The sequence below is a fragment of the Candidatus Symbiopectobacterium sp. NZEC135 genome (assembly GCF_025962695.1).
The window spans coordinates 1-1,183 of sequence record NZ_JAGFPF010000579.1 but is presented as its reverse complement, the minus strand read 5'-3'; the positions used below and the strand labels follow the sequence as shown (position 1 = coordinate 1,183).

General features: G+C 53.9%; 1 protein-coding gene. It reads right to left on the bottom strand.

Features of this window, described 5'->3' with window-relative positions; all coding sequences use genetic code 11:
- Nucleotides 1-167: 167 nt before the first annotated feature.
- Nucleotides 168-1,139 (bottom strand): hypothetical protein, encoded by a 972-nt coding sequence (locus J5224_RS28925; RefSeq protein ID WP_264628531.1) that lies wholly within the window; start codon nucleotides 1,137-1,139, stop codon nucleotides 168-170.
- Between the last annotated feature and the right edge of the window lie 44 nt (nucleotides 1,140-1,183).

Here is a 1,183-nt window from a genome sequence, read left to right as displayed (position 1 = left end):
TCTCTCCAGATCGATAATGCCTTCCCACCCGCTATCTGCGATAAAATGCAGCAGGTGATTGCCGGGCACCAGGCGCTGACACACGTCAAAGCCTTGGTCCTGCCACGCTTTCACGCTGAGACGCTCGGCTAGCTCGCGCTGTGAATAGCCGCGTAGATGTTGACCAATCACGCATTTTCCTCATCGGCAAAGGTGTTTTGCTCTTTCTTTGGCTGCTCATCTTCCTCAGAAAACACCCATTCCGGATCGCCTTGCCCCTGGCCCTCATAATCCGCTAATCGCTGGTGAACCAACGGATCAGACACGTGCAAAACATGCGGTGCTTTGGCGTGCCCGCCTAACAGCACATTGACCTGATGGCCATCACCCCAATCCGAAAAGCGGTACAATAATTGGCTCTCTGACGTGGTCTCATTTAACGCTGCGTTACCGAGGTTTCTGAGCATTGCCTCAGAGGGGAGCGTCTGCCGGCCCGTCCCTGCGAACGCGTTATCAGCACCACGTGCCGCAGTATCCCCCGTGAAGGCGCGGTGTTGCGCATCGCTGGTTAGCGGAATACCAGAGGGTGAATGCTCTCTTTCAGGTCTGGGGCCAGGCGCGTCTGAAGGCGCACCGGTAGAGGGCAAAACAGTCGCATCGGCTACCTGAACCTGACTCACTATCGCGTGGGAAAGTGGCATATCACGACGCTCCTGAAGTGCCATGGCGCCAGACTGCCCCTGCAACCCACCGACTAGCGCCATTTTTTCTCCCGCACCGGCAGAAAAGGCGGATAAATCATGGTGTACTGCTGTTTTACTCGTTGGTATACCCTTAGCGAGCTGCGCCTCAGTAACGTTGCTATTGGTTGCCCTGCTCACCGCCGTGCGCGTTTCTGGCTGCATCGGCAGATTGACTTTTCTTCGTCCGGTTTCGCTCCATTTGCCCAGACTGGCATGCAGTTCCGGCAGTGTTGCGCATAGCGAGGCGTGAGAAAGTGCCACAGGGGGTAAGGCACTTTCCTCGTGACCTTTCTTCCCCTGTTTTGCTTTTTGCTTTATGGCATTTAAAACAATGTGTTCTAAACTTTGCGTCGCATTTTCTTCCATACCGGGATTGCTCCCGGAAAAAATGGCTTTTACTCCAGTTAACGTCGCCATGATATTCTTTCCTCTATCTCGTTATCTTCAATTTTGGCATCTCT

Excerpts from the sequence above, each read along its gene's own strand:
- J5224_RS28925 (WP_264628531.1), bottom strand. The coding sequence starts at position 1,139 with ATGGCGACGTTAACTGGAGTAAAAGCCATTTTTTCCGGGAGCAATCCC.